The organism is Paenibacillus liaoningensis (genome assembly GCF_059609455.1).
The window spans coordinates 345594-371922 of the sequence record NZ_JCAALU010000003.1; the positions used below are offsets into that span (position 1 = coordinate 345594).

A 26329-nucleotide genomic window follows, 5' to 3' on the forward strand; every position below is an offset into this window, starting at 1 on the left:
ATTTGTGAAAATTTGCTCCCATTGAATCGAAACCGAATTCGCTGCGACTTCTTATCGGTATCTGCGCGCCATCACCTCTTTTTCATGAAAACGCTTTCTAATGAAATTATTTTAATTCCTGAAGGGACCCTGGTATATAGAAGAAATAAACAATTATAGAAGAAAACAAGCAATTGTGCTCATCATCCTAAAAAAAAGAAGGAGGCCGTATCCGATGATCCGAATGCGGCCTCCCTTCGATTTGGTGATCGAAACGCTGTTATTGCTTGTTGTCCTTATACCAATCATTAACTTCCTTCGTAATCACGTCGCCGCCATTTTTGTAAAATTGGGCCACGAACTCATCAAAGTAAGAGAGTGGCTTCTCGCCATAAATGATGCTCAGATAGCTCTCCGTTGCGAGCTTCTGCAGGAACACCCCGTGCTTCTCCATCCCGTCTGTTAACGGCCCGTGGTACCGGTTCGGGATTTCGAGCTCCTGCTCAGAAATTGCGATCCCGGCTGCCAGCAGTTGGGCCGAATTCAGCCCTTTGATGCCCTGTTCGATCGGCGTCAGCACCTCGGCGTCCGAATTGTTCAATAATTTTTTTAGCGCATCTGCGTTCATATACGGCAGCGCCGGTGCGCCGCCGGTCAGCGGATAAAGCATCCAGCGCATATCCAAGGATGAACCGTCTGCAAGCGGCCATTCGTTATTCGGCACGCCTTCGGCTTCGAAATCGACGGTGATGACCTTGCCGTCCTTGATCACATAATCGTAGCCCTCGTGAAACCCTTGTTCGAAACGAGGATCAAAGTATGGATCCTCCGGGCCAAAATTTTTAGCAAGCAGCTTATTATAATAGGCAAACCAGGCTTCAATATGATTAAAGTCTTTGCTGAAAACCGTGTAGATGCCGTACAATGGCTTCTGCGCCTTGCCCTTTAGTCCGTCCGGTCCGGCAGGAAGGGGATACGCCTGCCAATTTGCTTTTGGATCAACCTTCACCGTGTCGCCGAGCGGCCAGGCCCCCATCCAGAACGGACCGAACATGACGCCTGCCATTCCTTTGACCGCTAGCTCGGACGCTTGGCTCGAGTCCTTCATGCCTGCATTTTTGTCCATGTAGCCCTTTGCCATCCAGGACGCCATCGTCTCCAAATATTTCTTGGCATCTGGGTGAACGGCGCCATAGATCAGGCTGCCATTTTTGTCCTCATTCCAGAACATATTGATGTTGGAGGTGCTAAGCATCTGTTTGGAGAAAGCCCCAGCTATTGCGTCAGTCTGCCCCATCCAGTTCCATGGGCCTTCCTTCAGCGGAACTGCCAGGCCGACTTCGTCGTCATTGCCATTCCCGTTAGGGTCTTGCTCGGAAAATGCCTGCAGTACGTTCTCCAACTCGGTGATCGTCGTCGGCGGTTTCAACGAAAGCTTCTCGAGCCAATCCTCACGGATCCACATGACCGTTCCTTCATCCCCCACGTTGAAGCGAGGAAGTCCGTAAATCTTGCCGTCTTTGGTTACCTCCGTCATCGTATAAGCGTACTTCTCCAGCGCTTCCTTTAGCTTAGGATGCGCGAACTTCTCAATGGCATCGTTCAACGGAAGCAGTTTACCCGCTTTAAGCAGATCCTTCAGGATGTCTCCATCTGCACCGAAGGTGTCCGGCAGCTTGCCGTTCACGGCCAGCGCCAGCCGGATTTTTGTATCTATGTCCTCGAACTTGCTGACGATCCAGTCAAATTTCGTGATCATACCCAGGTTTTCTTCCATCCAGCGGGTATGCACATTGTTCGTAAGGCTCTCGCCTGGCTTGAAGGCGTTAGGCCGATTCTCATCCACGATTGCCGTCGTAATTGTAATCGGCGGAGCATATTGAAAGTCCCATATCGGCTTCATTTCATCACTCACGGGACTGGTCTTGGTCGACTCCCCACCGCTATTCAAACAGTCGGCAACGGCAAGCAGCAGACTCCCTATCAGAACTGCCAATAGAAAGCTTCTCCACCTCCTTTGCCTCTTCACCAGCCCGACTCTCCCCGCTCCATTCCTGATCGGTATCTGTCCCTGAATTCCTGCGGTGTCACCTGATAATAGTCACGGAATTTACGAATAAACCAGTTCGTATTCGGGTAACCGATGCTTTCTCCAATATGGTAAATTTTATAATCCGTATGCTTCAGCAGCTCGCAGGCCTTGAGCATGCGCTGCTCGTAAATATATTGGGAAACGGTCGTATCCGTACATTGCTTAAAGAGTTTAGAGAGATGGTTAGGATGTACGAAGACGCGTCTAGCCAACATCGTAAGCGACAAGTCCTTGTCAATTTCCTGCCGGATGTAAGACTGCGTCTTGCGGACGATCGCCTGGCTATGGTCCTCGGATTCCTCCCCCAGCTTATCGCGAAGCGTGCGCAGCGAGTCCAGTGCCCAGCCTTCCAGCTGCGACGCGTGCAGCATCGCTTTCCCCTTTACATAAGCGGACTGTCCGGGAGTGAGCATCTGCGCCAGCGTCCTGCCGCTGCGATTCGCAATATACTGGAATGCATTGGATAGAAAGAAAAAAACGTCGCGCATGAGATCCGGCGAACCCGTGTGCAGCAATGGCGACACGAACGCGCGGATTTTAAGCTCCGCCTCTTCCCACTTCTCAGACTCTAAAAGATGCGTCAGAAGCGGCGTCTCGTAGAGCTTTCGCATGAGGCGCGCTTCCTCCTCGTTGCGCTCAGTCACCTGCCCGGGCGAACGCCCAGCACTGTCCAGGCGCGTTATGACCGCCATGTAACTGGCTTGCAGCCCTTCCGGGAAGAGACAGTCAGCCTCACCCACGGATATTTCACCTTTGAGCAAGTTCTGTACTTCCCGCTTTAACTGGTCTATCCGCTCGTGCACCCAATCCTGATCCGGCGGAGCACCCGATAGATCGTACACGAGGACTAGCAGGGTCCCTTCATCGTCCGCAGCCGACCAGCAATCATACCGCTCCATCAGCAGTTCTTCCAGCATGTTCGTTACCGCGAACCGGATCAGAGACTGCGAGTAAAGATCCTGTCCGTCGAAAGGGGGACCTAACCGAACGAGGCACAGTGAGACGTGACCTGATATCAGCAGCGGGAGGTCGAACAGCTTCAACTTTTCCGCAAGCGCCTCGCCGTTTAGGCTGCCGCTGAGCGCCTTGAGCAGCAAGCCTGCCTTCAGCTCGGCGCTGTTGTCCTGATATATACGGAAGCCCTGTTCGATCGCTCGCTCCTGCTCAAGCTGCTTAACGATTCGGCCCATTGCCTCCAATAGCTGCTCGTCCTTAGCCGGCTTCATCAAGTAATCGAGCGCTTGAAGCTCAATCGCTTTGCGAGCATAATCGAAGTCCGCATAACCTGTGTGCAGCAAGCATTTCAATTGGGGAATGCGCCTCCTGGCCTGCTCGATCAGTTCTAGGCCATTCATGCGCGGCATACGGATATCCGTCATGAGGATGTCGACAGGAAAAGCTTCCATCAGTGCAAGCGCCTCGCTTGCGCTGTAAGCTTTCAAAACCGGGGAGATGCCGAGCTTCGTCCATGGAATCGTATCTGCCAGACTGTCTGCATAGTGTTTCTCGTCATCAACCACAAGCAGGCTATTCATGGCTTTTCCTCCTTATCGTTACGTCTCCAATCTGCATTCTTCATTCTTCAGTCTCCAGACTAAGCTGACGGCTAGCCCGCCCAGCCTGGATGGAATAAATGTAATTTTGGCGTCTGCGCCATAGTTGCCCTGCAGTCGCTGATACACATTCCATAGGCCGCAGCCGGCATATTCACCAGCCGGGACACGAAGCTCCTTGTGCAGCTGGTTGATCTGCTCCATATTCAATCCTTTGCCGTTATCCTCCACTTCCAAGTGCACCCAGCTATCCTTGACGTAGACCCTGATTTCCACCCGGCCCGGGTATTCGACGTTCTCAAGTCCATGCACCAGCGCATTCTCCACGATCGGCTGGATGAGAAGCCGGGGGACGCGGAGCTGTGCAAGCTCCTCCGGCAGCTCGATGCTGTAGGTCAGCGTCTCATTGCGAAGCCTGAGAATTTCCAAGTGAATGCGTACGAACGCAAGCTCTTCGCCCATGCTGACTCCCTGATTGTCCATACGTGTTGTATACCGGTAATAGTCGGCCAAGTGATAGGCCATGTCGATGACTGCCCGATCCTTCCCCATCTTGGTCATGTTAATGATGAAACCCAGGCAGTTGTACAAAAAATGAGGATGAATCTGCGCCTGTAATTGCTTCAGCGTTGCATCGCGAGCAAGGATACGCGATTGCAAGTCATGCTCGATTAGATCTTGGATCTGCGTCGCCATCTCATTGAAGTTTTGCATGAGGAACGCGAATTCATTGTTTGATTTTTTCGGCAGACGGTAGGCGTAATCGCCTCGCTTGATCTGCTGCACCGCGTGCACGAGCCGTAAGATCGGCCTCTGTACGTTCCAGTACAAGGCAGTCGCGGCGGCGATACCGGATAGAAGCAAAATGAAAGATGACGCTCCAAACAGCACCCTCTGCTGCTTAATTGGCCCGATTATTTGGTCGAGCGGAACGGAATCGATGAGCTGCCAGTCAAGAAGGTTAGAATAATGATAGGTGATCAGATAAGGCCTGCCATCGAACGAATGAATCAAGAAACCGGAAGTACGGCTATTGACCCTGTCTCCCAGCTCTGCGACGATTCCATCCATCTTAAGTCCTTCTGCGGACCGGCTGGCGATGATGGCATGTCCCTCTTTGTAAAAAAACGGATTGTTGGAGTGGCCAGCCTTGTAGGTGTCGAGCAGATTCTCGAAGCTCCACTTGTACAGATTAATGCGAACGGCAACATCTAGCTCGTTCGGACGAGCCGGTTTGTAACCCGTAGTGACATAGGTTCGAGTAAAACCGGAGCCTATCCCCAAATCTTCACTGTAGCTCCACCCCAGCGAGAATCGGCCCTCAAACTCTTCAAGATCATATTCATAGGAGGGAGAAGAAGATATGCTATCGCCTTTTTGCGGAAAAAAGATCGTCATATCATTGCGCCAGTTGCCCGACGCGCTGGCCAGCGACAGCTTCTCCTGAATCAGCAGCCGGGTTTTCATGAGGGAATAATCGCTCATGTTGAGGCTGTACCGGTATTCCAGTACATTCGTGTCAACGAGCATGGGGGCGGAGACCAGATCGAATTTCTCTATGCTGGCATCCAGCTGTGCCATGAAAAGCTCCATCTGGTTTAGACTCGCCTTGATGAGCTCCTCCTGTATGACATTGATGCTCTTGTACGTTGAATAATAGTAAAGCGCCACGACAGGCGTCAGCAAAATCAGCAGCAACACAAGCAATTTCTGAAAGATGTTGAATTTGAATCGCATGTCATTTCCATCCTTGCTTCGAAATTGCACTTCACCCGATATATTACAATATATTGAAAGCGTTTACTATATCAATTCTTTGCTTAGAATACCTCAATCATGATAGACGCTATCTTTATAATTACACTCGCTAATTTTAAAGCTGCCGCCCTCCTATGACACCTAAGCAAAAAAAAGCCTGCCAAATGGTTCTGGCAGACCTACTATTAGTATTTCCCAAATCCATCTTCACACGTAATATCCAATTCAAGAATATCGTATAGATCTTGTTTGGAATTTTCTAATTTATTTTGAGCTTCTTCAATTTCCGAAATTTTCCCTTTAATGATGCGTATTTGTTCCTCTTTTGATATTCCTTTTTTCGAAATCATGGATTTTATATCGTGAATCGAAAATCCAACAGCCAAACAATTTTTAACAGTGTTTAGATGATTAACAATTTCTAAAGCGTAATTCCGATAGTTATTCTGTTCTCTCAATATATATTCATCCGTAATAATGCCTATTTTCTCATAGTAACGGATCGTTGATATCGGAAGATCAACCATTTTTGCTACTTCACTAATTTTCAACTTAAACACCCCGTTTTTGCTCTTGCTATAAAGTATACTTCATAGTTTACAATCCTCATAGTGCAGATAAGTTGCAGTACAATTTTGAAAACAATAGATAAAGGAGAGAAATTCACATGAGCAAAATCACCAGCAAATTCCACAAAACAAACGATTTTAATCAAATCGTCTTGGAGCGCCAATCCGTTAAAGTTTACGATCCTGAAGTGAAAATCAGCCGGGAGGAAATGACCGAAATGTTGGCGAAAGCTTCCCGCGCCCCTTCTGCCATTAACATGCAGCCATGGCGTTTCCTTGTCATCGACAGTGCTGAAGGCAAAGAAAAGCTTGCACCGCTGGCCTCCTTCAACCAGACGCAAGCTCTAACCTCCTCGGCTGTCATTGCGGTATTTTACGATGCAAGCAATATTGAATATATGGACGAAATTTTCGGCAAAGCCGTGGAGCTTGGATACATGCCTCAGGATATTATGGATATGCAATTGCAACAAGCGAAGCCTTATTATGCGAGTATGGCTGCATCCGATCTGCGTGACATGAACCTGATTGACTCGGGCCTCATTTCGATGCAGCTGATGCTTGTAGCCCGTGCTCACGGATATGACACCAACCCGATGGCCGGTTATGATAAGGAGCAGATCGCTGAAGCCTTTGGCCTGGACAAGGATCGGTTCCAACCGGTCATGTTGATTTCTATAGGAAAAGCAGCCAAGGAGGGCTATCCCTCCTACCGCCTCCCGGTTGAAACGATTACGACCTGGGCCTAATCAACCGTTACACTTGGAGACTAACCTAACGATGGATGTTGTTATTCATCAATATCATTCGAGAGTAAAGCTCGGTTTCGGGTCACGTCCAAGTGATCCAAAACCGAGCTTTTTTTGTTTTAAGCGATAGATATGTGAAGCAGCGGACATCCGTTGATCAAAACTAAGGAAATGCCACTTTGATAGCGGGGCGCACGCCGTCACGAGCTAAGTTAACACGGCCATAACTGCGTATACTGCTGCGTGGGCCAATAAAATAAGCACGTGAACAACTAACCGGCTGGGTTCTCAGCCACCACCAAGAGCAGCCTAATTCCTCACCCTTCTCGATGATATAGTCAGCTTTGACGGTTTTATCATACACATACAGGTGACAGCCATCTTCCTTTTTTAGTTTGGAAAATTCCGTTCCTATTGTCCGACGTTTCACGCTTAAAGCGACTTCATCATGTTTAGAGGTCAGTTCTTTCACCTCCGAAACACTGAGCAGAAAAACCTTGTCATCCGTGTCAGCGCTCGCCTCTCCGTTGTCCGTGCAATGTGCAGTCTTGATGAACCGCTTCTCGGAATCATTGAATGCAGTGATATAAAATTCATCGTTCAGCCATTTTCGCATATCAGAATCACGCCATGAGATATCGACAAATTCACCATGATACCGCCTGCAGTCCAAAATGTATTCGCTCAACAGGAACAGCTCGCTGCCTGAATTTTGCAGCACCCGCCACCTGATCGGCGTTCTGTCTGCGCCGCCCGCAGTCTGAGGATAAATGCCGAAAGTAATGATTGCGCCGGGCTCTGCGCTTCGAAACGGCGTGCAGGCAAAATTAACATTTTCCAAAAAAATCTCCAACTTTCGTTTTTAATTCAATTGTACAACATTGATGCAATAACTAAGCTGGCTTCCTCAAACCCTTGATTTACCGCACTATCTATTTCAAAAAACTTAACATACGTACTTTAATGTTTTACTTTAAGTAAAGACGGCAGTTCGAGAAAGTCGGCAAGCTATTCATAGCCAAAACCGGCTCACTGCACGAAGTTAGGAGTGGGCTGGCTTTTACACATAAAGAAGACCCGATGATCTAGAAAGGCATCATCGGGTTATCGCTTCCTTATTCCATTAACGTGTCCATTAGCGGAATGGAGTATAGTTGGGCAGCCATTCCTTGCAATTATCAGCACGTAATTGCAGCTCATTATACAGCATCCCGGCATGGTAACCGTCGCATATAGCATGGTGGAATTGCCCGGATAGTGGCAGCAGTATTTTGTCTTCCTGCTGAAAGTATTTCCCCATTGTAAGGATGGGGAGCAAAAAGGTCCCCTCGTTATATATGTTCAAATTAAAGCCTGTGAAGCTAACCCAAGGAATGCTGGAAATAGGGAAAGTATTGGGCGGTTCGTTTGGTTTAGAGGCAAATTGTTTAACCTTTCCGTAATTTTTCATATCATCAAGATAACGACTGTAGAAATCATTAAAATCTTCGCCGTACAAAGTCCACATGCTTGAAAAAGTCTTATCATCATCATGGAAAATGGTAAAGCTAGGAGACAAACGATCCCAATAGCCTAATGTCCCCTCCGAATTAAAGCATGTGCGAAATTCATGATGGCGGTTTACCACAGTAGCTATCATATGGATGAGTGCGGGATAAAGCTTTATTTCCTGACTCTTGAGTTCTTTCAGCAGCCGGGTAATATCCATATTTGCCGTCATGCTAAAGGTGCATCTGACCTTGTTTAAATAATGCTCAAAGTATGGTTTCCTACTCCAGTTATCCATAATAATCGGATTGAAGTTCATTTATAATAACCTCCTAAAATGATTGTTTTTTCGTTTTAGGAGGTTTGATCCACTGCTTTAACCATATCCTCTTCACAATCCCTTTTATTATTTTAATGCGGAGAAAAAAAAGCCGCTCTCTTTGCGACTTTTTTCATTTATGTTATCCGAAATCTTATGTCTATTCACCTAAAATCCCGACCGAGAGGGATTGCCATTATAACAAAGGAGCACCCAAGGAGTAGCCGACGATCATTAGCAGCAGCACCGTGATGTGGTTCAGCGAAAAAATGAACATCGAACGCGCCCACTTTTCCTCCGGCTTCCGACGATATCCGTCGACGCTCAGAATTAACCAGGCCAAGCTCAGGAGCGCATTCGCCACAGCGATGTACGGATTAAAGGACCAGAACATGAAGCTGCTCAGGAACAATGCAACCAGATATACATTCATCTGCACGTACGTTCTCCGAATGCCCTTGACGACCGGCAGCATCGGGATGTTAGCCGCCCGGTATTCCTCCATACGACGAATCCCGATGGCATAAAAATGTGGCATCTGCCAAATCACCATTAACAGGAACAACGCCATTGCACCAGGGTGAAAAATGTCAGGCGAGATTGCGGCCCAACCGATCAGCGGAGGCATTGCACCTGACAAGCTGCCCACCTCCGTATTATAGATGGTTCTGCGCTTCGTCCACATGGTATAAGGCACGACATAGAGGAACAGCCCCAGAAAGCCGCAGTAAGCGGCAAGCGGAGATGAAATATACAATGCGACAAGGCCGCCTGCCGCGATCCAGATCCCCATGATCAGCCCGCTCCCGACGTCAACGATTCCGGATACAGTCGGCCTATTTTTCGTCCGTTCCATAATGGCATCGATATCGCGATCGTATAAATTATTGAAGATGCCGGCCGCTCCGATCACCAAGGCAGATCCGATCAAAGCCAACACGATGTTGCCGATCTTATCGAAGAACGATAAGTTATGAACGTACAGCGCCATGCTAAGCCCTGCGATCATCGCAATGAGATTCGACTTGATAATACCAAACTTTATCGTTTCAAAGAGCACCTTCGTAATGGAGATCGGCATTCGTTCGATACTATTTGTATTGCTTTGCATCAGCATGAGAATAACACTCCCTGTATGTGTTTTCATTTCTATAGGTTATTTCTTTAGGTTACATCTATAGGTTACCATAAAGCTTCATTAAGATGTGTCATTATTCAATCAACCCTCAAGATTCTGTCAAAAACCCTTGTCGCTTTCGTGAACAACCCGTTTGCGGGTCCAAGACGGCACTGTAATCAAGCTTTAGACTGACTCTTGAAATTTATGAACTAATTTCAGTTCACTCCTATAAATTGGATTTATTCACAAATAAAAAATGAGTTGAGGAAGCTAATAAGCATAGAAAAAGAGGATCGTTCAACTGGTTATAGAGGAGGTAAGAGAAAAGGGGGCAGGCTGCAAGCCAATAGAAAAAAATCGAAAAATTTCATTAACTTTACCGCAGAAATGTTGGGATGAAATAGATCAAATAAGGGAAGCCCTATAAATAACTTAGGGCTACCCTTGATGAATCAACAATCATTGTAGTGACCAAATTTTAAGGTCTAATCAATACTTTGAGCGCTTTACGGTTGTCAATGGCTTGATACCCCTCCGGTACGCCATCCAAATCAACCGTTACGTCAAACACGCGTCCTGGTTCGAGGGTTCCGTCCAGAATGTCCGGCAATAATTCTTCCATGTATGCACGTGTTGGTTGATAGAAGAATCCTTAAAACCCAGGAAGCCTTAAAAACAGCCGTTATTGAACTTATGTCTGAGAAAAGTTTTGACGATATTACCATTCAGGATCTTTCGGATCAAGCAAACGTCAGCCGTGGAACGATATATCTTCACTATATGGATAAATACGATTTGCTGGATAAGCTCATCGAGAAGCATATTGACGAGCTCCGGGAAAGATGCGAAGCATCAGCAGATTTGGATTTTGTAACGGGGTCCGTAATATGGACGGAGTATTTTGAAACTAATTACGCATTTTTCTCCACATACTGGCTAGCAAAGGAGCCTCCTTCTTCCGCAGCCGTTTTCTCGAATTTCTTATTGAAGAGTTCCAAGACGAAGTGGATAACAACCATGGCAAGAATGAAGGGTTGAATAAAGAGCTTGTCGTGCAATTCGTGGCATCTTCCTATGTAGGCGTAATCGAATGGTGGTTTATGAACGAGAGACCGGTAACTTATATCGTATTAGCAGAGCAATTAGGGGCTTTATTGGAAAGAATTTGTGAGTAGGAAGCTATACATTCGTCATTAATCAAATCGGTAATAAGACCAGGTTTATTTATACAGCCCACACAAGGCGATTCCTAAAGGGTCAATTTCCCTTACTGTCCATAATGAATTATGATTCTATAAAAAGGGAAGTGACTCCTCTGCCCATGAAATTAACGAGGTCTCAGCAATTAGCTCAAGATCATATAACAAATTACGCAAGAAGCCGCAAAAATGAGGTGGAGCAAACCATTAGGGAAATTCTTCGAATGTCCAACATCGAGCCGAAGACATTTGAAGAGGCTATCACTAAACTAAAATCTCACGCAAATGTCGCGCTACACTTTCACCCAGATAGATTAGACCCGACCATGAAAAGCGTTGCTGAAGCACTACTTGAGCAGGGAATTTATAAAAGCCAGTTTGAGACTTTCCTATCGAATGGAAGTGTATCAGCATTTTCAGGTGGTGAACGTGACGTTTGGGAGAAGAAAATGTTTGGCGGAGCGTACCAAATAAATGGCTCAACCAATAGCGAACGGCCCAAGTATGGGGCACTCAATGTCATGTTACATCCCGATGGACCTGCTCCACGTTTTGGATCATGCTATTTCCTTTTATCCACTGAGGTCTCTCATCGTTGCACTTATACTTATTTGGATTCTCACCAAGACCCCAAGGAAAAAGGGACGTATGAGGAATTTGACCTCATTTTGGCCGCTCTCATGAGGGATGCGTTCTATAGTGATTTTGCCATTGGTGAAAAAAACCTGACGGTTCAAAAGTTAATCGACCATATGCTCGTTAATCTTGAGAAACCATTCCAAAATCCATCAAATAAAGAGCCAAACCGAAATCTTAACCACTATATCGAAGCTCAGGTTCATGGTGACATTTTTCTTAAAGAAGACGTAAAGATGCTTGTTGCCGATCCATCATTTAAGGGCACCCATATAGGACGAATCTTAGAACAGATAGGTTTAAAGTATTCAATTGATCTTTACTGGCACATGGGCTTTACACTTTTGGTTGATGAGGTTCCTATGAATTTTAGAGGTCCTTCGATGCCTTCACTAGCCAAAAGAATTGCGCAAAGTCATTTTATTGATGCAAATATGATTGGCTCTGCAGCTATGGACTTGAAACGAAATCCAAGCAATTGGAGCGATAGAGGAACCTATAATGAAGTTCTGCAACAATTAAAATTACTCTGGCATGTTTTAGTGAGATATGGAAAGCCAATGGAAAAGTGAAGATGGAGCAATTCTGTACCCTTCTCCTTCAGTCACAAGGAGTTTGAATTGTTGGCAAGTTTCTGGAGGATCCTCTAGTTTGGAGTCTTGGCCAACCCAATTTACATTAGACACTTATATAAGTTCATGATATAGTTTTATACATGAAACCTAAAAATAACCTGACTGAGTTGAACGTTAGCGACTTCGCTATGGTGTTCGAAGATTTAACGAGGATTTTCATTCGGATGCCGTCCATTGAAAAACTAAGCTTCACTACCCTTTCCGTCCTGCACACGTTGTCCCTCAAGAGTCCCATGCGGCTTACTGAGCTGACCGTTAATGAGCAAGTTACGCAGTCGGGAATCACACAATTGGTGACCCGACTTGAACGAGACGGGCTCGTCGAGCGCCGGCCAGATCCAAATGATGGCCGAGTCGTTCAAGTGCACATTACCGCGCTGGGGGCAAATGTTATTGATTCTCGTCGTTTGAATCGCATAACGAAGCTCTCGAAATTCAGTGAAGGACTCACTGAGGAGGAAAAACAGGCAATTGCCTCCGCCATTCCCGCATTGAAGCGTCTGGTCGAACTGGGAACCGATTCGTAGTCGCGGTTGCATTTCCGTTGTTCATACCCGAGTGACGGACGAAACAAACGAATACAAGGAGGAACACTTATGACAACAGCTCCTTTCGTGCTTGAACCGAGTCCGATCCACGTATCAGATGATTTACTTGCTGATCTTCAAAATCGTTTAAAGGCCACCAGATGGCCTCTCGATGCCGGTAATGATGACTGGTTTTACGGTGTTAGTCGGAACTACCTTGAGAAACTCGTCGACTACTGGATTAACGAGTTTGACTGGCGCAAATCCGAGAAGGCGATCAACGCCTACGAACACTATAAAGTAAATGTTGACGGAGTTCCTGTGCACTTTATGCGTAAACCTGGCGTGGGGCCTAACCCTATACCCTTGATCCTGTCCCATGGCTGGCCTTGGACGTTCTGGCATTGGTCCAAGGTCATTGATCCACTAGCGGACCCTGGCGCATTCGGGGGCGATCCGGCTGAAGCATTCGACGTAATCGTGCCCTCCCTTCCTGGCTTTGGATTCTCGACGCCACTGCCGAGCCATCCAGACATGAACTTTTGGAAAATTGCCGATCTCTGGCATACGCTCATGACCGATACTCTCGGCTATGCGAAATACGCGGCAGGGGGATGCGATGTAGGTGCTCTCGTGACCGGTCAACTGGGACACAAATATAGTGACGAGCTCTACGCCATACACATCGGGTCTGCTCTAAAACTGAACTTCTTTAACGGAGATCGCGGTTGGGATTTCGCCGGAGGCCGTCCCATTCCCGACAACATCCCTGAGAAAATCAAATCGCAAATTTTGGAGTTTGATCGCCGTTTCGCATCGCATCTCGCCGTACACGTTCTTGATCCCAGCACACTCGCCTACAGTCTGAGCGACTCGCCAGTTGGAATGCTCGCATGGATTTTGGAACGATGGACCAAATGGAGTGACAATAACGGCAATGTCGAGAATGTCTTTACTAAGGACGACATCCTTACACACGCAACCATCTTCTGGGTCAACAACGCCATTGAAACCTCAATGCGCATCTATGCAAACAATAACCGCTATCCATGGACACCCGATCATAGTCGCTCGCCTGTCATTGAGGCACCAACCGGTATTACCTTTGTGGGCTACGAAAATCCGCCGGGTATCACGACCGAAAATCGCGTACCGAATTTTCTCGAAAGCGATCGGGCTCCTTGGTATAAACATGTCAACATCACAGCCCACGAGCATGGTGGACACTTCATCCCCTGGGAAGTTCCGGACAAGTGGGTTGAGGATTTGCGCCGCACCTTCCGAGGACGTCGATAAAGGATTCAACCGAATCGAGCTTTCAATAAAGGTTCGCGGTTCTTTGGTCGTTTAGGATAATTAAACAAAAAGGGAACCTCCTATTAGTCATGCATAATAGGTAGAACCCTTTTTGTTATTTGATTTTATTAAGTTTAGATCTTGATAAATCTTAGTCTAATTCTTTTGTGGCTTCTTAATCATTTCTACGCCGTCAAAGGTAAGGCTTTCAATTTCCGTTTCCTTTTTCAACATATATCTATCAAAAAACGCCTTTGTATAAGAGGTAATAATATTGCGCTGTTCCATGGCATCTCGGGTTCCTCTGGAGGCTTCATTTGTAGTAGTAAACAAGGAATCGGAGAAGTCACCATGAGTCACATTATGAATAATGGCAAAGTAGGTTTCCTGGCTGTTGGATTCAAGAAGAAATGCATTCGTATTATACGCAAGCACGGTGCCGAGCTGCATGAAGGGTTTCTTAAGGTCGCTATCCAGGGCACCTAACATATTACCGTCAAGATTTACAGCGCCGACAAATCGGTCATCGTCACGGCTAACAATTGCCGCTGTCGTTCCTCCAAAAGAATGTCCAAACACACCCATACCGATTTCAAGCTGCAATTTGCCTTTAAACATGGATTCAATGTCACCTGTATTCATTTTGTACAGACTATCTGCGACATATCTAATATCCTCGCTCTGTAAAACGGCATATTTTGCAAACTTCACTGCTTCAGGCGCCGAAGTCAATTTGCGAGCAATCTCAATCGCTTCTTCTTCCTCGAGCTTCTCTGTCACAATTTCAGGGGGAGTTAGGGCGGCCGCTTCCATTCCGTATTTCGTTAATTCGTCCATAAATTCCTCTGTCATACCAACAGTTCGTCCATCCTTGAGTTTGTACACACCACTTTCGGCATGGCCGATTGATACCACAATATAGCCGGAGCTTGCCAGGTCTTGAGAGAACAAAGTGCCTTGCTGCGGGTAAGCGCCTGCGCCATGAACAAAGAATAAAACCGGATATTGCTTTTCCTTTTCAGACAAGGCCAGATCTTCGTAAGACCATGTCTTAAAATTGGAGTCAAAAAGCTGCTCACCACCCGCTGTAGCCCCTAATCTAACCAGAAGCTCATCCCTCAATGAATGAAACTCCGGAAATGCATATTCTGCCGTTGGCTTGCCTTCACTGCTGTCGGACGGATAGAAAAATAACGCCGTCAGTTCCCTTTCTGAATTGTCTGATGCTTTGTACTTGAAGTCCATCTGTGTACGCCCGACCGTATAACTTCCGACCGGTTTTGGAAATTCATCCTGTGCAGAAGTGCCGCTATTTTCCGGTTTCGGAGATTCCTCATGTGCGGAAGTACCGCTATTTTCCGGTTTCGGAAATTCCTCATGTGCGGAAGTGCCGCTATTTTTGCCGCAGGCGGAGAGCATGGTCAGTGCGAGAACAATTGCCAGTGTCGCTGTCAGTATTTTTTTCATAATTTCTCCTCCAATTTAAGTTATTGAATCGTGTTGACTTGTCCTGTGAAGAAGCATTCACCGAAGAGCATTCGACTCACTACTCTTCATATTCAGAGTCTTTTATTAATCCATGAAGGAAAAATTTATCAAAATATTTGCGAACCTTGAGTTGCATATCTTCTTCCTCAATGCCGGCCTCTCTGTAAAATAAAATCAGATTAAACTGTACAGTCGCATATATAAAGGAAATCAGGTCGTCGTCAATGTCGGGCCGGAGCTTGCCGTCGTACCTCAACCGGCGCAAACTGTCCTTGAATATGGCGATGGATTCGTCTTTGAACAGATCCAGGTATAAGTGAAGCAAGACATCCACGGGAAGATTTATTACTGTTTTAACAAACTTGACTTCCAATTCATTCAATGGCTCAGCCGTGTTGTCACGAACCATAAGTTCGTAAACGTACTCTTGACCATCGTTTTTTAAAAAATCCTTTTTTTTCTGCGAAACATTACATAACATTACATAATAAAGATCATCCTTATCCTTAAAATACCTGTAAAATGTTGCCGGATGCAGAGACAATGTTTCAAGAATCAGCTTTATCGTGACGTCTTCGTACTTGTGATCGATAAAAAGTTGCATGGCCTTATTCAGCAGCTCATCCTGCTTCTCTTTATCCAAATTAAGAAATGCCTTTTGGAACATGTGAATCACCTCTCAAATAGTTGTGAATTAATTCATATTATATTGATAAAACATTATTAAGTCAAATCAAGTCTATTTTCACTAATTGAATGCCTACTGAATAAATGCCGATTTTCTACTGGGCAGTGCCCATGGCAGCAAGACCATGAGAATTTGGTAAAGAGCGTACTGAATTTCATCGGTGTCTTTTAGGAAGCTCTTTAACACGTCGGTAGAAAGTTGATTTTGATAGTCCACTCCGATGCAAGGCCGCTGTAGCCGTAAACGCTTTTTCACTTCTTTTGAAGCGGTAGAAATGGGCAAAAAAATACGTCTCAAAAAGCATGCTTCTTGAGACACTTTAGTACATAAAACTTGTTCATTGTATCAATTAAAACTGTCTCTCGAAATCACATTCCCCCAGCCTAGTGTCTCGGATATTTCTTCATACTCTTGTACTTATTTAGAATTTTGTAGTTGCTCCCTTAATTCTTCCTCTAGAAATCCAGTAATCACTCCATTTTCAATCATGAAATAATCAAGAAATTTTTTCTTCTGAAAACTAGCTATGTGTCTTTGAAATCCCAAGCATTGTCTACATTACCTTCTAAATAAAAAAGTCCCGATGACCTAACTAAGCATCATCGGGACTTTTCTAGCGGTTCCACACTACCCCTTAGGAGGATGATATCCCTTAATCGTTTTACCCATAAAACAAAGATGAACAGATTCAAAACATTAAATCACTAGCTCACGTACGTTCACGATTTCCGGTAAGCTCTCAAGCGAGAGTAAAACCTCTTTCGAAGTCTGTTTATCGATGGTCAGCACCAAGATCGCAGAGCCGCCAACGACCTTCCGGCCTACCTGCATCGTTGCAATATTGACATCATTGTCGCCGAGCAAGGTCCCCACTCTGCCGATAATGCCCGGTTTATCGTTATGCGATACCAGCAGCAGATTGCCGGAAGGCGAGACATCTACCGGATATTGATCAATCAGGACTATACGCTCCCCTATCCCGGTCAGGAGCGTTCCTGCCAGCGTCTTTTCCTCCTGCTTTGTTTTTATAGTGACAGTTAAAAGGTTGGTGAAACTGCTCGAGGTATTTGATTTCTGAACTACGATGTTCACATCACGGATTTTGGCTAAGTGCATCGCATTAACAATATTAATGGATTCCAACTGATGCATAAATATACCCTTTACAATGTGACGCGTGAGCGGACTCGTATCTACATCAACCAGATCTCCCGCATAGTTAACCACAATCTCATGCACAGCGCCTAGGGCAATTTGTCCGAGAATCGCACCAATTTTTTCCGCAAGGTTGAAATAAGGCTGTAGCTTGCTCAGCACGTTGGCCGGTATCGTAGGCATGTTGACTGCGTTCTTGAACGGCTGACCTCTTTAGATATGCAGTACTTCCTCAGATACATCAAAAGCTACATTTTCCTGGGCTTCAATTGTAGAAGCGCCAAGATGTGGCGTGACGATAATGCGCGGATTGTTCAAGAAAGGATGATCCGCCTGCGGAGGCTCCACTTCAAATACGTCGAACGCAGCTCCTGCGACGATGCCTTCGTTAACGGCATCGACCAGTGCAAGCTCATCAATAATTCCGCCGCTTTCTTGATTCTCTTCTTTACTGACAGCCATGCTTCGTGCAAATTTTTCATTTGGTATACTTTATCAATCAAGGAATAGTATCATCTTTTCAATTTCATTGGTGTTTCACCACCTTCCCCCTACTCTTGATGCGCTCATACTCTTCGATTAATCGTTCTAAATCTAGCTTTGCCCGCTGCCGATTATGCTTCTTATACCCTTAGCAGATATTCGTATTGTTAGCGTTACAGCGGTTGAAAAAGAAGTACCATCAAACGATGGTTGATCGCCATTTTGGGTACTACTCTGTTTACAAAATCATCTGGATTCTTTAGATGAATCATTAATGAATGCTGTTTAATGAAACGCTTCGACATACAGAAAAGGTGCTTAACATTAACAGCTCAAGTTAACGTTAAGCACCAGTATTTTTGTTACAACAATCTTATTGCTGTTACTATCCCTTACAGGCTGCTTTTGGACTAAGCTTATTTTCTTCGCATCAACACAAAATTTTGAATCATTTCCTCAATCAGCTGATCCGGTGAACGATCGATTAGCCAGTTTTGACCGAACATTTGAAACACTTTAATCGTCGGAAAGTCACTCCAGAAACCGACAAACTCATCCGTCAACTCTACTTTGTCGAACACATGCTGGTTCATCTCCGTAAGATTGTCCAAGAGAATCGATTTCGCGGTCGAATCGCTGAGCCAATCGCTGAGCAAGCTAAATTTATGCAGCGTCATTTCCTCGCTTTTGAACTGGCAGTGTATTCTTTCCCTGATTCGAATGTCTCGGGATGAACTGCCAATAACAAGCTGGAAATAACCTGTTTCAGCGACCCATTTATTATACTTGGTGTTATAATACGCGAAATCCCGTTCTTCCAGGACGAAGTGAATATCCTTGCTTTCCCCTGGCAGCAGTTCCACCTTCGCGAAAGCTTTCAATTCCTTGTCGGGACGTACCCACTTGCAATCCTCATCGTGCACATATAGTTGGACAACTTCTTTGCCTGGTACACTCCCCGTATTCTTCAATCGGAAGGTAACGGACACCTGGTCTCCCTGCTGCACGGCTTTTAAATCCGTGTAAACAAAGCTCGTGTATGACAAGCCATGTCCAAATGGGAATTGCGGTGCAATCTCCTTACTATCATAATACCGATACCCTACGAAAAGACCCTCGCGATAATACAGCTTGCCGTTCTCTCCGCGAATCCGCTTATGGGATGGATTGTCGGAAAGCTTGACAGGGAAGCTCTCTGAAAGCTTGCCCGAGGGATTCACCTTACCAAACAAAATTTCAGCTATCGCTCTGCCTCCACCCTGGCCTGTGAGCCATGCATGGAGAATGCCAGGAACGTGCTGCGCCCAAGGTCGCATCGCAAGCGCTGTACCGCTGCTCGTCACAACGATGCATCTCGGTTGAGCTGCGCATACTTGTTCAATCAACTTCACTTGATGCGGCGGCAGATTGATTCCCTCTAGATCACGCATTTCTGATTCGGCATATTCTGGCTGTCCTACGAACAAAATCGCGATATCGCTACGCGCCGCTAGTTGAACGCTCTCTTGAATCAGCGCATCGTCCACTTGATCATCCTGTGGATATCCGTCAGCATAGGAAAGCGTAATCGATTCCCCCGCAAGCTCACGAATCTCTTCCCACGGCACATCAACCCGAGATGCGGTAACCTTGGCACTCCCTGCACCTTGCATTCTCGGCCGTTTGGCAAAGCTGCCGATCACAGCGATCGATGAGGTCTTCTCCGGAAGGATCGGTAAAATTTGATTATCGTTTTTCAGTAGCACGATACTTTCTGCCGCGGCTTTTCTTGCAAGTTGATGGAAGTCCAATTCTGATTTCTCCACCAGGTCTACAGGATCCATTGTTTTACGAACCAGCTCCAGAATACGGTAAACGACACGGTCTAGGTCAGCCTCGTTCAACTTGTCGCTTGTAACTGCCTCAATAATGGCTTTCGTATTGTAGTGGGCAGGCCCCGGCATTTCGATATCCAATCCAGCCTTCAAACCACGGATTCGGTCATTCACCGCTGTCCAATCAGATAGCACTACACCCTCATAACCCCACTCATCACGGAGAATGTCTTGGAGCAGATGCTCATTTTCACTGGTGTACGAACCGTTCAGCAGATTATACGAGCACATAATCGTCCAAGGATTGGCCTTCTTGATAATTCGTTCAAAGGCACTCAAGTAAATTTCTCGCAGTGTACGCTCGTCCACCTCCGAGCTTGTGACGAGCTTCTCATACTCCTGATTGTTGCCGGCAAAATGCTTCACTGAAGCGCCAACCCCTTGGCTCTGCAGCCCATTCACGAACGCGGCGCCAAGCTCGCCGCTGAGGCAAGGATCCTCCGAATAATATTCGAAATTCCGCCCTCCAAGCGGCGTACGTTTCATATTAATCCCAGGACCTAGCAAGAGCTCTACGCCCATTTGCTTGCCCTCGATGCCCAGCGCAACACCAACCTCGTGCAGCAGGTCGATATTCCATGAGGAACCGATCGCCGAACCCGTTGGATAACAGGTTGCCGGCATATTTTCACCAGTGATTCCCATTTCATCGTCACTATTCGTTTTACGAATACCGTTGGTGCCGTCGTACATATGAAGCGGTGGAATATCCAATCGCTCAACGCCCTTTGTCATCCACATATTTAAACCTGCGCATAGGCCCGCTTTTTCCTCCAGCGTCAATGCTTGCAGTAGTATCTCTGTCTTTTGTTTCATTAGTTGTCAGCTCCTCTTTCCTCATAATCCTCAGCTTGCTGTTAGTGATGTACTTCTTGCTGTTCTTTCTTTAACTCTTGCATATCGTAAATTTTGTAGAACGGGTACCAAACTGCGAACATAATAAGTAGCACAACGGCCAGCAGCAGAAGCCCGTTAAGCCCCGACATCAAATACGTCGAAATCCCAATTGGGGTATACCATAACTGGAACACTTTACTCGGAATTGCCGCCAGCCCCCAATCTAGGGCGAGATAAACGATAATTGGTGTAACGATACCATTAATCCACATCGGAATCATAAGAATCGGATTAAACGCGACCGGCGCGCCGTAAATGACCGGCTCATTAATATTGAACAACGAAGGAACAATCGTCGCTTTGCCAATCGTCTTCAGCTTTGTCGACTTTGCAAAAAGAAACCAGATGACCAGTGGTAGTGTTGCCCCCATGCCTCCTACACCGAGCCAGCCGCTGAAGAACGTTTCGAACGTATTAATGTTAATCGGATCCAGACCTTGCGCGACTAATTTCGCGTTCTCTTCAATCGCTGGAATCCAGATCGAATACAGAATTGGCGTAATGACCCATGGGCTAACTCCGAACGAATAGAGCACGACCCCGATAATATTAAATAAGGTGAATCCGACAAGTGTTTGGCTAATAGTATGCAGGGGTTTAAAGATACTGACGATCAAGCCGAAAATGTCGAAATGCAGCTGATAGATCAATATCCACCCCAAGGTAAGAATCAGCGCAATGGGAACGAGAAAGTCGAACCAATCGACGATGAACTCGGGCAGCTTCGTATCTTTTTTGAACCAGGAAAACTTATTGAACGCATTCATGATGGCAGCAACGGCAATTCCGACAAGCAAAGCTGTAATCATACCCGACGGACCGAACCGTTCCAGCACGAATTGAATGGTACCATCATCGCCAAATGTTGGCTTTAACAGCATCAAGTACAGCGAAAGTCCCGTCGCGCCTGAAATGAGCTTGATTTTGTGGCGTTCTTTTTTCTGCATGACCATATACGGTGTCAAAAAGGCAATGAAAATGCCGAGAAGTCCAAAACTGAACGTTGTGATCGGCGTCAAATCCGGCATACCCGGAATATAATCCTTTAGAATAGACACCAGCGTAATTAAGGAACCGATAAAAATCATTGGAAGCGTAACCATAATTGCTTCCTGAATCGAATCTACCCATACGTTCTTGGTAAAGGCTTCAAGACGCGGGGCAAACCGCTCTGTCATCCACTTCATCAGACGATCCATCATATTAATCCCCTCCAAATGTATATCTCTCCTAAACATCTACAAACTCAGTATATATCGATGTGATAACGCTTTCTTGTCCTTCCTTGCGCAGATCAGGGTTCTTTTTTGTTTAAACGGTATTCCTATCCTAGCTTTGCCTTTAATAAATTAAGGTTATACAGCAAATAACACCCCTGCCTAAGAGCAAGGGTGCTATCGTACACAAAAAAGATCCTTTAGTATTGTTTCGACAAGGTGATCAGTACCACGCCGTGAGGCGGGAGAATGCAGGTATCCTCATAATGCTCTGTATTCTGAAGATGAAATGTCTTCATGGTCGGGCCACATCTGCTGCGCAAATAACTTTCTTCCTCTACGCTCAGGTAAACTGGTGCGCCTAACCGAATCCATTCGTCATACACAGAGCCTTCCTCACGGTTCAGCTGATACTTTGTTACTTTGTAGCTCCCCTGTAACTCCTCCAGCCTAACCTGGAAGGCCTTGTCCCCTTTTTCTTCGAATACTGTATACCGGCTCGTTTCTGTAAGGCCTGACCAATCCCCGCTTGCAAAGAGCTGATCGACGTGCACGTAATTGTACATCAACACCTGTATGCTGCCATCGCTGTTGCCTGTTACGATAAAACCCTCGCCTTCTGCCATTACACAATCGCCGAGCTTCCCCAGCAGTTCAAGCGCATAATAGCTAGGTTTTTTCAGCCCTAACCGATTCATAAGTCCGAATCCGCCGTAAAACAGGGAAGGCAGAACGCGGCTTTCTTCGAATACATCTGTAAAAGACCAATAAGCGATTCCCTCCACCAGTCCTCTGGTGTGCAAGGCATGATGAATAACGAATGGCGCCATAAACATGGAATCGTGGAGGTAGTTTCGATCATAAAGCGAAAAATTCCATTCGGTAATAAACAGCTCAAGCGATGCATTTGCTTCTGTCCCGATCTGATCTATTAAACGATGAATAGTGTCTATATAGAAGGAAGGCGGCATAATCGTAGTGAGCTTCTCCGCCTCTTCCTTCTTATTGGGATACTCGGAATAGACATGAAAAGAGAAAAAGTCCAGCGGTGCTCTTTCCTGTTGACAAAAGGCCATAAAATCCCCCGCCCAGCTATCATTCCAAATCGATCCGTAACCGAGTGCGGGTCCCCCTACTTTAAGCTCCGGAGCAATCGCTTTAATGGTATCGGCCGTTGACTTATAGAAGCTAAAAAACTCTTCCTTCGTTCCGGCCCAACATAAACCTGTGAGGTCAGGCTCGTTCCATACTTCAAAGTACCACGTTGCAACCTCGTCCCGCCCATAGCGATTCAAACAGTGACGCACAAAATTGCCGACTAGGGCATCCCATTTGCTCTGATCAGCCGGAGGAGCAATATTCCCCTTCCACCAAAATATCGTCTCATCCGAGCGCCGAAGCAAAGTCGGCATGAAGCTCAGCTCCACAAATGGCCGTATGCCAGACTCCAGCAAAAAGTCATACAGCTCATCGATATAGGCCCAATTATAAATGGCGTTCCCGTCTTCGGTCTCTTGATACACCATCATTTCGTCATTGAAAATGCCGTGGAAACGAATGTGTGAAAATCTTAAGTTTCGCTGCAGGTCGCGAAACTGCTCCTGCCAGTCCGAACGTAGTCCTTCAAGCGCCCTTCCGGCACCAATGATTTGCTTCCATGGCTTTACGCAAGGTTCTACGTTAACATTTGACCCCACATGAATACGGCTGGGTTCCTGATTCAATCTTTTCAAGGAAGATATATGGGTGTCTCCTTTATCCTCCTCTAGATAGCGGAATAAAGTCTCCATCGCTTGTATGGTGTCGATCACATAGTAATCGCTATTCGGTGACTCTTTGGTAAGAGATGCCAATTGATCACGATTACGCGTTACAACGGTTTTCAGCGATTCCCTGAAAGACGTTGGCGTCATATCGTACTTTTCCTTAAAGTACTTATTAAACAACTTGACGTTAGCGAAGCCGCAGTCTAAGGCAATCTGGGTTATGCTTTTGCTGCTTGCTTCCGTCATCTCGGCCACCGCCTTCTCCAGGCGAACCGACGTCAAATATTTTTGAAATGGCATGCCGATTTTGCCGCTGAAAAAATGAGCGAAATAATGCAAGCTTAAATACTCTTGATCGGCGATCGATTGAAGGGTGAGTTTCTCTCTATAATGACCATCAATATATTTTAAAACCCGGTTAAGTCGGGTATAATCTTGCGGCTTGCCATCGGTCTGCAGCGCTTCGTTCTTGCCGGCGGAAAATTTTCGGGTAAGATACCCTGTCAATTGATGCAACAGACCTAACGAGAAGCTGCGAAAACCTGGCGCAGTTTTGGTCGATTCCCAAACAAGCTGGGCTAAATATCGACGGATTTGGTTATAGTATCCCCGATCTTCCACCGTTTGACGGGAAGAATTGCAGGCAATATAAGTTTCTTCCTCCAATAATGTAGGGCTGAATTGTAGCGTAAGAAGCACATTGTCTTGCTGGGTGCGTTCTACCTTGTGTACGGACATGCTATTTACTACAAAAATATCGTCTTGTTCTAGCTCATACTGTTGCTGATCCACCAGGAGCGTTACCGCTCCTTGCAGGACATAAATGATCTCAACTTCTTTGTGCCAATGGTAAGGAACATGCGCAACACTATTCACAAACAAGTGCATAGGCATGTCATCCTGATGTTTGATAAATTCGTATAGGTATCGCATGGGGTGACCTCCCTTTCCGTACACATAGTATGTACTGAAAGAGAGGAAGATACAATATGAAGTCACTTATACCTTAGTTTGCAACTCACCTAGGTGATAGTACTGCTGAACTCACCACCATTTCTAGTATGATCCAACCGATAGCGTAAGGGATGAACTGGCATTTCAAATAAAGCCAAGAATCTATAAATACAAAAATGGGTTGAGGGTAATGTCCTCAACCCATTTAGTCAACAGCCCTAACCATTTAACAAACTTTTCCTGGTAGTTCTACTACTCGTTACTTTTATCGTACTGTTATATGACACAAGAACTTCCCTCCCATGGTCACTCATCAGACATAATCGAAATCTTGTATCATTCTTGTCGTGCGAAATGACAATGATTATATCTTCAAGGCCGGATTTGCCCGCTGCCAGTGATTTTGTACTTGTGAGAAGTAAGCTCTGGGAGTCCCAAAGGACCACGGGCATGCAACTTCTGAGTGCTGATGCCGATCTCCGCGCCGAAGCCAAACTCGAAACCGTCGGTAAACCTCGTCGAAGCGTTATGATAAACGGCAGATGCGTCGACTTCATTCAAGAAAAGTAAAGCGTTCCGGTCATCTTCGGTTATGATGCATTCGGAATGCTTCGTACTATGTGCACGGATATGAGCGAGTGCTTCCTCAAGTCCGCTGACCACACGTACGTTCAAAATATAGTCATTATACTCCGTGTCCCAGTCTTCGGAAGAAGCGGGATACATATCAGGTACGAGTTCGATTGATCGGCGGTCACCTCGCAGCTCCACGTTCGCTTCGCGGAACGCGGTAGCAAGATCAGGCAGTTCTCGGACTGCAAATTCCTCATGAATAAGAAGAGTCTCAATTGAATTGCATGCGGATGGCCGCTGTACCTTGGCGTTGAGGGCGATGGCTCGAACCATTGATGGTTCGGCACTGTCGTCGATAAAAGTATGACAAATGCCGGTACCTGTTTCAATGACGGGCACGCTGGAGTTCTTAAGGACATTCTGAATCAGGGAAGCACCTCCGCGCGGAATCAGCACATCGATATAGCCTTTCAGCTTTAGCATTTCGTCGATGGATGCACGATCTGAGTTTTCAATCAATTGAATGGTACCGGCAGGGAGTCCAAAGGAGGCAAGTACTTCAACCAAAATCTCCACGATTCTTTTGTTCGTATTGATTGCCGCCGAGCCGCCACGAAGTAAGACTGCATTTCCTGTCTTAAAACAAAGGCCGACAGCGTCGACAGTGACGTTTGGCCGGGCTTCATAAATAATGCCGATGACTCCGAGCGGCACACGCACCTTCTTGATGCGCAGCCCGTTTGGGCGCGAAAATTCCTGCAGCGTCTCGCCGATCGGATCCGGCAACCCGGCGATTAGTCGTAGCCCTTCGGCCATCGCTTCGATCCTCTTCTCATTCAGCGTGAGACGGTCGAGCAGGGATGCGCTAAGTTTTTCGCGGCCTCGCGCCAGATCAGCCGCATTGGCCACGATGATGTTTATCGTATTCCGCAGCAGTGCGTCGGCCATGCGATTAAGCGCCTCATTCTTGCGTTTGGCGGATACATTCGCAAGCAGTGGATTCGCTCCCCGCGCCAGAGTTGCTTTAAGAATCACTTCAGACATAGAGCACCTCCAATTGGGATATTGTTCCTGCAAGTTAATAAGCTCATTCTATCGTTTCAATAGATGAATGAGAAATCTGTGCATACAGGAACGTTCATTCTACTAAAAACAAAAAAATAAAATCATTATCTTTGTAATATTTTCATCGTTAATTTTACTGTTCGATGAAGTTTTTCCTTATAAGTGGAAGTTCTCGCCATGTTGGAATGTTCAGTAAAGAATTGATCATCACCTCTGAAGGTCATTACCATCATTTTCAGCAAATTTCCT

At 46.1% G+C, this 26329-nt stretch carries 18 protein-coding genes and 2 pseudogenes; 5 read left to right on the forward strand and 15 right to left on the reverse strand.

Annotated elements, in window-relative coordinates; translation table 11 throughout:
- Nucleotides 1–259: 259 nt before the first annotated feature.
- The 4 genes from AC6B99_RS05980 to AC6B99_RS05995 form a co-directional block, all read right to left on the reverse strand.
- Nucleotides 260–1975, reverse strand: a complete 1716-nt coding sequence (locus AC6B99_RS05980) for a type 2 periplasmic-binding domain-containing protein (protein WP_056033314.1) — start codon at nt 1973–1975, stop codon at nt 260–262.
- 29 nt (nt 1976–2004) lie between these two features.
- Complete coding sequence (locus tag AC6B99_RS05985) at nt 2005–3606, reverse strand: response regulator transcription factor (protein ID WP_056033311.1); 1602 nt, start codon at nt 3604–3606, stop codon at nt 2005–2007.
- Between the two features lie 18 nt (nt 3607–3624).
- A complete protein-coding gene (locus tag AC6B99_RS05990) occupies nt 3625–5361 on the reverse strand; it encodes a cache domain-containing sensor histidine kinase (protein WP_056033309.1) in 1737 nt (578 codons plus the stop codon).
- A gap of 206 nt (nt 5362–5567) precedes the next feature.
- A complete protein-coding gene (locus AC6B99_RS05995) occupies nt 5568–5933 on the reverse strand; it encodes a helix-turn-helix domain-containing protein (RefSeq protein ID WP_056033506.1) in 366 nt (121 codons plus the stop codon).
- A gap of 116 nt (nt 5934–6049) precedes the next feature.
- On the opposite strand from AC6B99_RS05995, the gene AC6B99_RS06000 reads away from it, so the two are divergent.
- On the forward strand, nt 6050–6700 hold the full coding sequence (locus tag AC6B99_RS06000; RefSeq protein ID WP_056033306.1) for a nitroreductase family protein: 651 nt from the start codon (nt 6050–6052) through the stop codon (nt 6698–6700).
- A gap of 163 nt (nt 6701–6863) precedes the next feature.
- Here the strand turns inward: AC6B99_RS06000 and AC6B99_RS06005 are convergent, their stop codons facing one another.
- The 4 genes from AC6B99_RS06005 to AC6B99_RS06020 all read right to left on the reverse strand — a co-directional run bounded on the left by AC6B99_RS06005 (nt 6864) and on the right by AC6B99_RS06020 (nt 10237).
- Complete coding sequence (locus AC6B99_RS06005) at nt 6864–7541, reverse strand: DUF6273 domain-containing protein (RefSeq protein WP_496662992.1); 678 nt, start codon at nt 7539–7541, stop codon at nt 6864–6866.
- Nucleotides 7542–7835: 294 nt separating this feature from the next.
- Complete coding sequence (gene catA / locus AC6B99_RS06010) at nt 7836–8507, reverse strand: type A chloramphenicol O-acetyltransferase (protein WP_056033301.1); 672 nt, start codon at nt 8505–8507, stop codon at nt 7836–7838.
- A 196-nt stretch (nt 8508–8703) separates the two neighbouring features.
- Entirely contained in the window at nt 8704–9624 is a 921-nt protein-coding gene (gene cyoE, locus AC6B99_RS06015) for a heme o synthase (protein WP_494882229.1), read from the reverse strand.
- A 481-nt stretch (nt 9625–10105) separates the two neighbouring features.
- Nucleotides 10106–10237 (reverse strand): hypothetical protein, encoded by a 132-nt coding sequence (locus AC6B99_RS06020; protein ID WP_496662993.1) that lies wholly within the window; start codon nt 10235–10237, stop codon nt 10106–10108.
- 14 nt (nt 10238–10251) lie between these two features.
- Here AC6B99_RS06020 and AC6B99_RS06025 point away from each other — a divergent pair.
- From AC6B99_RS06025 to AC6B99_RS06040, 4 genes and pseudogenes are all read left to right on the forward strand, one after another.
- Nucleotides 10252–10802, forward strand: a pseudogene (locus tag AC6B99_RS06025) (TetR/AcrR family transcriptional regulator).
- A 146-nt stretch (nt 10803–10948) separates the two neighbouring features.
- Complete coding sequence (locus AC6B99_RS06030) at nt 10949–12034, forward strand: DUF3626 domain-containing protein (protein WP_496662994.1); 1086 nt, start codon at nt 10949–10951, stop codon at nt 12032–12034.
- 227 nt (nt 12035–12261) lie between these two features.
- On the forward strand, nt 12262–12624 hold the full coding sequence (locus tag AC6B99_RS06035; protein ID WP_496663013.1) for a MarR family winged helix-turn-helix transcriptional regulator: 363 nt from the start codon (nt 12262–12264) through the stop codon (nt 12622–12624).
- A 69-nt stretch (nt 12625–12693) separates the two neighbouring features.
- Entirely contained in the window at nt 12694–13920 is a 1227-nt protein-coding gene (locus AC6B99_RS06040; RefSeq protein WP_056033289.1) for an epoxide hydrolase family protein, read from the forward strand.
- A gap of 156 nt (nt 13921–14076) precedes the next feature.
- On the opposite strand, the gene AC6B99_RS06045 is transcribed toward AC6B99_RS06040, so the two are convergent.
- The 7 genes and pseudogenes from AC6B99_RS06045 to AC6B99_RS06075 form a co-directional block, all read right to left on the reverse strand.
- A complete protein-coding gene (locus AC6B99_RS06045) occupies nt 14077–15387 on the reverse strand; it encodes an alpha/beta hydrolase (RefSeq protein ID WP_496662995.1) in 1311 nt (436 codons plus the stop codon).
- Nucleotides 15388–15466: 79 nt separating this feature from the next.
- Complete coding sequence (locus tag AC6B99_RS06050) at nt 15467–16075, reverse strand: TetR family transcriptional regulator (RefSeq protein ID WP_494862760.1); 609 nt, start codon at nt 16073–16075, stop codon at nt 15467–15469.
- A 717-nt stretch (nt 16076–16792) separates the two neighbouring features.
- A pseudogene (locus AC6B99_RS06055) lies at nt 16793–17692 on the reverse strand (NAD(P)-dependent oxidoreductase); the annotation flags it as partial.
- Nucleotides 17693–18150: 458 nt separating this feature from the next.
- The gene (locus tag AC6B99_RS06060) at nt 18151–20424 is read right to left on the reverse strand and encodes a beta-glucosidase family protein (protein WP_496662996.1); all 2274 of its coding nucleotides are present in this window, start codon (nt 20422–20424) and stop codon (nt 18151–18153) included.
- Between the two features lie 41 nt (nt 20425–20465).
- Nucleotides 20466–21704: a PTS transporter subunit EIIC gene (locus tag AC6B99_RS06065; protein ID WP_494862903.1), complete on the reverse strand. Its 1239-nt coding sequence runs from the start codon at nt 21702–21704 to the stop codon at nt 20466–20468.
- A 218-nt stretch (nt 21705–21922) separates the two neighbouring features.
- Nucleotides 21923–24421: a GH39 family glycosyl hydrolase gene (locus AC6B99_RS06070; protein ID WP_496662997.1), complete on the reverse strand. Its 2499-nt coding sequence runs from the start codon at nt 24419–24421 to the stop codon at nt 21923–21925.
- A gap of 393 nt (nt 24422–24814) precedes the next feature.
- The gene (locus AC6B99_RS06075) at nt 24815–26059 is read right to left on the reverse strand and encodes a glutamate-5-semialdehyde dehydrogenase (protein ID WP_496662998.1); all 1245 of its coding nucleotides are present in this window, start codon (nt 26057–26059) and stop codon (nt 24815–24817) included.
- Nucleotides 26060–26329 lie beyond the last annotated feature (270 nt).

What these genes read in the sequence shown, in the direction of transcription:
- AC6B99_RS06000 (WP_056033306.1), top strand. Translation starts at nt 6,050, where the DNA reads ATGAGCAAAATCACCAGCAAATTCCACAAAACAAACGATTTTAATCAA.
- AC6B99_RS05985 (WP_056033311.1), bottom strand. Translation starts at nt 3,606, where the DNA reads ATGAATAGCCTGCTTGTGGTTGATGACGAGAAACACTATGCAGACAGT.
- catA (WP_056033301.1), bottom strand. Translation starts at nt 8,507, where the DNA reads ATGAACTTCAATCCGATTATTATGGATAACTGGAGTAGGAAACCATAC.
- AC6B99_RS06070 (WP_496662997.1), bottom strand. Translation starts at nt 24,421, where the DNA reads ATGCGATACCTATACGAATTTATCAAACATCAGGATGACATGCCTATG.
- AC6B99_RS06060 (WP_496662996.1), bottom strand. Translation starts at nt 20,424, where the DNA reads ATGAAACAAAAGACAGAGATACTACTGCAAGCATTGACGCTGGAGGAA.
- AC6B99_RS06045 (WP_496662995.1), bottom strand. Translation starts at nt 15,387, where the DNA reads ATGAAAAAAATACTGACAGCGACACTGGCAATTGTTCTCGCACTGACC.
- AC6B99_RS05990 (WP_056033309.1), bottom strand. Translation starts at nt 5,361, where the DNA reads ATGCGATTCAAATTCAACATCTTTCAGAAATTGCTTGTGTTGCTGCTG.
- AC6B99_RS06050 (WP_494862760.1), bottom strand. Translation starts at nt 16,075, where the DNA reads ATGTTCCAAAAGGCATTTCTTAATTTGGATAAAGAGAAGCAGGATGAG.
- AC6B99_RS06035 (WP_496663013.1), top strand. Translation starts at nt 12,262, where the DNA reads ATGCCGTCCATTGAAAAACTAAGCTTCACTACCCTTTCCGTCCTGCAC.
- cyoE (WP_494882229.1), bottom strand. Translation starts at nt 9,624, where the DNA reads ATGCTGATGCAAAGCAATACAAATAGTATCGAACGAATGCCGATCTCC.
- AC6B99_RS06075 (WP_496662998.1), bottom strand. Translation starts at nt 26,059, where the DNA reads ATGTCTGAAGTGATTCTTAAAGCAACTCTGGCGCGGGGAGCGAATCCA.
- AC6B99_RS06065 (WP_494862903.1), bottom strand. Translation starts at nt 21,704, where the DNA reads ATGGATCGTCTGATGAAGTGGATGACAGAGCGGTTTGCCCCGCGTCTT.
- AC6B99_RS06030 (WP_496662994.1), top strand. Translation starts at nt 10,949, where the DNA reads ATGAAATTAACGAGGTCTCAGCAATTAGCTCAAGATCATATAACAAAT.
- AC6B99_RS06040 (WP_056033289.1), top strand. Translation starts at nt 12,694, where the DNA reads ATGACAACAGCTCCTTTCGTGCTTGAACCGAGTCCGATCCACGTATCA.